This window comes from Actinosynnema sp. NPDC023658 (assembly GCF_040639995.1).
Classification (GTDB): Bacteria; Actinomycetota; Actinomycetes; order Mycobacteriales; family Pseudonocardiaceae; genus Actinosynnema.
This window is the reverse complement of sequence record NZ_JBFAAX010000460.1, coordinates 1-4,645: the sequence shown is the minus strand read 5'-3', so window position 1 is coordinate 4,645 and position 4,645 is coordinate 1. Positions and strand designations below refer to the sequence as shown.

The 4,645-nt window shown below is 73.8% G+C and carries 5 protein-coding genes; 2 read left to right on the top strand and 3 right to left on the bottom strand.

The genetic code is table 11. The features are described from left to right. Window positions 1–571, bottom strand: a 571-nt coding sequence (locus AB0G02_RS28915; protein WP_360799912.1) for a TetR/AcrR family transcriptional regulator, incomplete at its 3' end; no start/stop codon positions are given. Between the two features lie 180 nt (window positions 572–751). Here AB0G02_RS28915 and AB0G02_RS28910 point away from each other — a divergent pair. Further along, the gene (locus AB0G02_RS28910) at window positions 752–1,735 is read left to right on the top strand and encodes a PHP domain-containing protein (protein ID WP_360799909.1); all 984 of its coding nucleotides are present in this window, start codon (window positions 752–754) and stop codon (window positions 1,733–1,735) included. A gap of 12 nt (window positions 1,736–1,747) precedes the next feature. Here AB0G02_RS28910 and AB0G02_RS28905 read toward each other — a convergent pair whose 3' ends face one another. Next, a complete protein-coding gene (locus AB0G02_RS28905) occupies window positions 1,748–2,752 on the bottom strand; it encodes a radical SAM protein (RefSeq protein WP_360799906.1) in 1,005 nt (334 codons plus the stop codon). 337 nt (window positions 2,753–3,089) lie between these two features. Here AB0G02_RS28905 and AB0G02_RS28900 point away from each other — a divergent pair, with 337 nt between their 5' ends. Beyond that, window positions 3,090–3,728 (top strand): NPCBM/NEW2 domain-containing protein, encoded by a 639-nt coding sequence (locus AB0G02_RS28900; protein WP_360799904.1) that lies wholly within the window; start codon window positions 3,090–3,092, stop codon window positions 3,726–3,728. Window positions 3,729–3,738: 10 nt separating this feature from the next. On the opposite strand, the gene AB0G02_RS28895 is transcribed toward AB0G02_RS28900, so the two are convergent. After that, window positions 3,739–4,581, bottom strand: coding sequence for a hypothetical protein (locus AB0G02_RS28895; protein ID WP_360799901.1), 843 nt, complete (start codon window positions 4,579–4,581; stop codon window positions 3,739–3,741). Window positions 4,582–4,645 lie beyond the last annotated feature (64 nt).

Below are 4,645 nucleotides of genomic sequence, written 5' to 3'. Positions count from 1 at the left end.
GGTCCCGCGCGGCCGACCGGCGGGACCGCGAGCGGGTCAGGAAGGCCTGCTCGTTCATCGACACCAGGACCGCGGCCAGCGACTTGGCGTCCGGGCCCGGCGGCGCGACGCCCGCCTCCCGCTCGATGGCGATCTGCGACGCCGTCGCGTCGACGAAGCGGCGCGCGACACCGGACCAGAACTCGCGCATCAACGGGTCGGTGTCGCGGGCCCGGACGGCGGCGCGCAGCACCGGGCCGTGCTTGCGCCACACCGCGAGGCTCGCGCCCAGCGCCCGCCGGATGGAGTCCTCCGGCGGCTCGCTGCCGCGCCGCAACCACGACGACGCCGACTCGTAGAGGGCGTCGAGGACCGTGCCGGACAGGGCGTGCAGCACGGCTTCCCGCGACGCGAAGTGGAAGTAGAAGGTCGACCGCGAGATGCCCGCGCCCGACGCGAGCTCGTCGACCGCGATGTCGTCCAGGGAACGGGTCTGCAGCAACCGCTCGGCGGTGTCGAGGATCGCCTGCGAGGTGAGGTCGCCCTTGCTGGGCCTGCGCCGCGACCCGACCGCGACCGCACGTGGGGACATGGCGGACATCCTCGGTTCCGCGCACCGGCAGCCGCAAGCCTTCCGCGCGGAACGCCGCCAAGTCGAGAGGTGTGCGGCCGGGGCGCGGTGGGCGTTCCGGGCCCGGCCGGGCGGTCGACGCGCGTTCCGCGGCGGGTGGTTGACGCGCGATCCGGGGCCGTGCGGGGTAGACAGGACGGCGTGGATCCCCTCTGGGCATTGCGGCAGGTGGCGTTCCAGCTGGAGCGCGCCGGTGAACCCACGTACCGCGTCCGGGCGTTCCGCAGGGCCGCCGAGGTGGTGGCGGCGCTGCCGGACGGCGAGGTGGAGCGACGGGTCGCGGCGGGCACGCTGACCGACCTGCCCGGCATCGGCAAGGCCACCGCGGGCGTGGTCGCGGACGCCGTCGCCGGGCGCGAGCCGACCTACCTGAGCCGGTTCCGCGAGCCGGTGGTGGGCGGGCAGGCGCTGCGGGCGTTGCTGAAGGGCGACTGCCACACGCACTCCGACTGGTCCGACGGCGGCAGCCCGATCCGCGAGATGGCGGAGGCGGCGCGCGACCTGGGCCACTCGTGGATGGTGCTGACCGACCACTCCCCCCGGCTCACGGTCGCCAACGGGCTGTCCGCCGACCGGCTGCTGCGGCAGCTCGACGTGGTGGCGGAGCTGAACGAGGAACTCGCGCCGTTCCTGGTCCTGACCGGCATCGAGGTGGACATCCTCGACGACGGCGCGCTCGACCAGCGGCCCGAGCTGTTGGAGCGGCTGGACGTGGTCGTGGCCAGCGTGCACTCCAAGCTGCGGATGGCCGCCCCGGAGATGACCCGGCGGATGGTGGCCGCCGTGTCGAACCCGCACGTCGACGTGCTCGGCCACTGCACCGGGCGGCTGGTGGTCGGCAAGGGGCGGCCGGAGTCGACGTTCGACGCGGAGGCGGTGTTCTCGGCGTGCGTCGAGCACGGCACGGCGGTGGAGATCAACTCCCGGCCGGAGCGGCGCGACCCGCCGGGGCGGCTGCTGCGGTTGGCGGTCGAGCTGGGGTGCTCGTTCTCGATCGACAGCGACGCGCACGCGCCGGGGCAGCTGGACTGGCTGTCGTTCGGGTGCGAGCGGGCCGAGGAGTGCGGCGTCACCCCCGATCGGGTGATCAACACCCTGGGCGCGGCGGAGCTCCTGGCCAGGTGACGGGACAGCGGGTCAGCGACCGGCCGTGGCGGGGCGCTGGGTCCGGGACGCGCGGACCAGGTGGCCGTACCACGGGATGAGCGGGCCGGTCCGGCCCTCGACCAGGCGCAGCCAGGTGGCCTGGCAGAGGGCGAGGAAGGGTGCGGCGTCCCAGTGCCGCGCCAGTTCCGCGAGCGGCCGGGCCTGCACGTTGCCCAGGCCGTAGCGGCGGTCGAAGCCGTAGGACACCGGGACCGCCGCGCCGTTCGCCTCGATCACCAGCGGGGTCAGCCACCGGCCCAGCGGTTGCCCGCCGTCCACGGGCGCGGCCATGAACGCTTCCGGCTTGCGCGCCAGCATCGTGCGCGGCACGGCGTCGAGCTGGACGGCGAGGCCGTGCTCCTCGGCGATGCGGCCCAGCTCCACCGCCGCGTAGGCCAGCTCGACGGCGTCGGGGCGCTCGCCCGCCATCAGCCTGTTCGCCGCGCCCTCCGGTTCGAGCGGGTGCACCTGGAGCAGCAGCGCGCCGGATTGCGCCGCCGCCAGGGCGACTTCACCCAGTTGAGTGGCGTTCCCCTGGGTCAGCGTGGTGATCACGCCGACCGGGATCCCCGCTTCGGTGAGCCTGCGGATGCCGGCCAGCGCCTTCTCGAAGCACCCCTCCTGGTCGCGGATCCGGTCGTGCGTGGCGCGGTCGCCGTCCAGCGACACGGCGACCAGGTCGACCAGTCCCCGTACCAGGCCGATGCGGCGCTGGGTCAACGCCACCGCGTTGGTCGTGAGGGTCGTCCGCATCCCCGCCGCGCGGGCGGCGCGCAGCAGCGCGGGCAGCTCCGGGTACAGGAACGGCTCGCCGCCGGAGACGTTCAGCACGTCGTAGCCCAGCGCGGCGGCGTCCGCGACCACGGTCGACAGCACGGAGACGGGGATCGACTCGGCCACGTCGGGGCCCGAGCTGGAGTAGCAGTGCAGGCAGCGCAGGTTGCACAGCCTGGTCGGGTGGACCTGCAGAACCGCCCGGCCACTCGTCTGCCCCATTCGACCCTCCCGCGGTGCTCGATATCCGTATGGAGCACGCACGCGGCGCCGTGATACGTCGATCGGCCACGACTCTTCGCAGTTGTGCCGCGACGGGCGACCACCGGGCCGCCCCGATCGGCGCGTGACCGGGGAAAGGGGAGTGTGAACGGGCCATTCCGATTCACCGCCGCAATTCTGCGGATAGCGCGTGAACCGAATCGGATCGACGGACAACGACCCCGAAACCGCCCTCCCCGGTGTTAGCCTGCTGCGCCGGTCCGGCACGAATACCCCGGCAATACCGCGAGTTCGGCTCACGTCTTGGACCTGAAGGGGTCGCGACATGGATGAGGACTTGGACGACGCCCGCGCGCGCCGCGGAACCGGCAAGGTGGTCGGGTTGTCGATCGCCGGTGTGGCCGTTCTGGGCCTGGGGATGTTCCTCGGCAGCACGTTCGACGCCGAACCCGTCGCCACCCCGCGGGAGACGTCGACGCAGGCAGGAGCGCCGACGTCGACCTCCACCACGACGACCACCGCCGCGGCCGGACCGGGTGCCACCTGGCTGGCCGACCTGGCGCCGGTGGACAGCAGCTCCATCGACGACATGTACGTAGAAAGCCCGTGGACGGCCTCCGCGGCGAAGGTGGGGAAGACCACCTACACCAAAGCCATTTCCGCCGACGGCGCGTGGTGTTCGTCGGCACAACTCACATTCGCGCTGGACGGCAAATACGAGCGTTTCTCCGCCCAGGTCGCGATCGCGGGCGATTCGCTCGAGACGAAGCCGCTCGACTTCTACGTCCTGACCGACGACCAACGGGTGGCGGAGGTCCAGAACGTCGGCACCGCGCCGAAAGCGGTGGACGTCCCCCTGGCCGGCAAGAGCCGCCTGACGATCGGCGTCGAGCCGCCGACGGCGGACCCGAGCGACTGCCCCGGCCCGGAACGCGTGGGCGTCTGGGCGGACCCGACCCTCACCGCCGCCGGCTGAACGCCCCCGCTCACGTCAGCTCGGCCACCGCCCGACCGTCGTACCGGAGCAGGAGGTCGCGGACACCGGCCGCCGGGTCGCGGCGCGCGCCGGGCCGACTCCACCCGTCCGATAATCGAGCCGAGTCCGCGCGCGGCCCCCGCGATCCGCCGGCGGCGGCGTTGCGCACGACCGGGCGGAGGCCGCGGTCGCCCGCCAGGTGCAGGAACGGTCGCGGCACCGGGAGCTTCGCCAGGTTCGCGCTGATGGCGTCGTGGATCATCCGGGCGTCGAGGAGGTCGCCCCCGCCGACGACACCGGAGCGCAGCACGTCGAGCAGGGCGTCGGTGAAGGCGGTGTGGGGTGAGCCGTCGGGGAAGGTCGCCACCCGGCGGTCCGCGCCGGTCGCGCCGAGGATCGCCCCGGCGGTCGCGACCCGGCGCGCGCTTCCCGCGTAGGAGCAGTCGAGGACGACCACGTCGTCGTTCCCCACCGGTAACCCGATCGAGTCGACGCGCAACGCCGACGACGGCAGGTCCCGGGGGTCGGTGTGCCGCACCCCCAGGCAGAGCCCGCCTTCGGCGTCCCGGTGGCCGTGGCCGGCGAAGTAGACCAGCAGGCGACCCCCGCGACCCACGCCCCTCGCAGCCGACCCGATGGCCCCGACGACCTCGTCGGCGGTGTCGGGGTCCTCCAGCAGCGCGCAGTTCCCGGCGGGCAGCCCCCACACCCGCTCGTCGCGCAGCAGTCCGGCCAACTCCCGCGCCCCGGCCGCGATCTTGGGCACTCCTCGCTGCGACCGGTAGTGGGCGGCGATCAGCACTGCTCGGGACGCGTGCGGGTCCGGTAACGCGGCGGCGCTCGGGGTGGACATGGGTGGCATCGAACACCAACCCCTCCCCGTCCGCCCGCCGAACGACCCGGCGGGACGACCCGGC